This is a genomic window from Arsenicibacter sp. R0_47 (genome assembly GCF_057652235.1).
In genome coordinates, this window is sequence record NZ_JBYFCJ010000092.1 from 1 (window position 1) to 1,500 (window position 1,500).

General features: G+C 55.3%; 2 protein-coding genes. Both read left to right on the forward strand.

Annotated elements, in window-relative coordinates; all coding sequences use genetic code 11:
* On the forward strand, positions 1-908 hold a 908-nt coding region (locus tag AC23NW_RS36110; RefSeq protein WP_487455559.1), incomplete at its 5' end, for a Mu transposase domain-containing protein.
* A 33-nt stretch (positions 909-941) separates the two neighbouring features.
* The coding region (locus AC23NW_RS36115; RefSeq protein WP_487455561.1) for an ATP-binding protein at positions 942-1,500 on the forward strand (559 nt) is incomplete at its 3' end.

Sequence of the window (1,500 nt, forward strand, 5' to 3'; positions counted from 1 at the left end):
CCGACAACCTTAAAGCAGCCGTCACACAAGCTGACCGCTATGAACCACAACTCAACGAGACGCTGGCTGATTTTGCCCTCCATTATGGAACTACCATTCTGCCTGCCCGTTCCCGTAAGCCCCGCGACAAATCACTAGTCGAAGGAGCGGTCAACATCCTGTACCGGCGGGTCTATGCCCCCCTGCGTAACCAGACCTTCCAACGGCTTGAGGAACTCAATGCCGCTATACGCCCCTTACTGGATACCCACAACCAAATGTGTATGCAGGGACGGAGTCACAGCCGGCGTGATCTGTTTGATGAAAGCGAGCAGATGCAGCTCAGGCCGCTGCCTGCCACGCCTTACCTGATCAAATACTACGCCGGTAGCCGTGTGCAGAAAAACAGTCATGTACTGCTGGCTGAAGACAAACATTATTACAGTGTACCCTACCGCTATATCGGTCAGCGGGTACGGCTGATCTACACCGCTACCAGTATTGAAATCTATCACCAGCATCAACGCATTGCTATTCATCAGCGGCTACAGGGCCCCTATCATTACTCGACTCTGCGCGAACACCTGCCGGCTGCCCATCAATGGGTAAGTGACTGGAGTCCGGAGTACTTTCTGAGTTGGGCCGGTCGGGTTGGCCCTCAGACCCAACGGGCGGTTGATGCCATTCTTACCAGCCGGGCCCATCCTGAACAAGCGTACAAATCCTGTCAGGGTGTACTGAGTCTGGAGAAGAAAGTGGGTAAAGAGCGGCTGGAGCGGGCCTGCGAGCGGGCGTTATGCTACGGCAGCATCAGCTACAGAGTCATTCGCTCTATCCTGGAACGGGGACTCGATACGCTTCCCGAGTCAGTAGCCGTCAGTCCCGTTACCGCTCATGAGAATATCCGGGGAGCCACTGCCTATCAGTAACAAAACAAGTAATAGACGAAAAACTAAACTTCCATGAACAATCAAGCGACACTGGAACGACTACGCGATCTGAAACTGATCGGGATGTATCAGGCTTTTGATGCCCTGCTGCGGTTACCGCATCACCAGCAGCCACCGGCTGACGAATTGCTGGCTCAACTTACCGAGGCCGAACACGAGTACCGCCAGCACCGACGTACGCAGATGGCGATCCGGGCGGCCCGTTTCCGTTATCAGGCATCCCTGGAAGAACTGCACTACGGCAGCAGCCGTAACCTGGACAAGACGCTGGTATTGCGGTTAGCCGACTGCCGCTTCATTGACCGGGCTGAAAATATCTTGCTGACCGGTGCCACCGGCTGCGGTAAAAGTTATGTGGCTTCGGCACTGGGCTATCAGGCATGCCAGTTAGGTTACCGCGTAGCTTATCACAACCTGATCCGGCTGTTGAGCCGGCTGCATCTGGCGAAAGCAGACGGTTCCTATCAACGGGAAATGAGTCGTCTGGAACGGCAACACCTGCTGATCCTGGACGACTGGGGGCTGCAACCGCTGGACCAAAATGCCCGGCTGGCTCTTTTACAGATCATGG